The sequence below is a fragment of the Trinickia sp. EG282A genome (genome assembly GCF_040965455.1).
Taxonomy (GTDB): Bacteria; Pseudomonadota; Gammaproteobacteria; order Burkholderiales; family Burkholderiaceae; genus Trinickia; species Trinickia symbiotica.
Genome location: NZ_JBFRCC010000027.1, coordinates 1 through 804, shown reverse-complemented (window position 1 = coordinate 804; position 804 = coordinate 1). Strand labels below are relative to the sequence as shown.

The 804-nt window shown below is 57.8% G+C and carries 1 pseudogene; it reads left to right on the top strand.

Features of this window, described 5'->3' with window-relative positions:
• Positions 1–586: 586 nt before the first annotated feature.
• A pseudogene (locus tag AB4Y31_RS31745) lies at positions 587–804 on the top strand (amino acid ABC transporter ATP-binding protein); the annotation flags it as partial.

Here is an 804-nt window from a genome sequence, read left to right as displayed (position 1 = left end):
TACTCGGCGTATGAGCAAACCGAGGAAACCAACCGAACAGCCAAACCCGACATTTCTATTTAGCCGAAACCGGACATTTCAACTTAGCTGGCCCTCGGACATCTCAATCTGGCTTTGACACCGGTGTTAGAGCTTTTTAGTAATGTCTTGGGCTCATTAGAAATGTCCGAATCCGCGCGGATATTCGAGCGGTCGGGCCAAAAAAGCCGGTGGAAAACTCGAAAAGGCCACTCTCCGACTCCGGGATCGGCGTAATCAAGAATCTGGCCCACGGAAGGCGGCCCGCTGCGTTCGAAAAATCACAGGTCGATTCACGCGTCGAACCCGGGATTTCCCTAGCAGCCCCGATTCACCATTGACACAACGCTTTTCGGCCACCTAGTATTGCATACATATTTGCACACATTGATGCGTGCGAGAACTGACGTCTGATCGCTGCCGAGCTAGACGACACGGGCGAGGAGCGAAAGCTGGATGTCGCCGCGAAAGCCGCCGGCGCTGGTGGGGGCGCCGCGCCCGTCAGCGAAGGCCGGATTCAACTCATACACCGCGCGCCCGTCCAAGGTTCGCTCGCCGGAGAGATTCCATGCTGTCACCGCAAGTTTCCGCCGCCCCGTCCCTTCTGGTTTCAGGTGCGCAAGATCTCACGCCATCGGTCTTGGGTGAATTCGTCGCGTTTCGGGATGTGTACAAGTCCTACGGCGAGAACCTGGTCGTGATGGACCACATGAACCTGGAGATGCGGGCGGACGACCGGCTCGTCGTGATCGGGCCGAGCGGCAGCGGCAAGAGCTCGTTGCTACG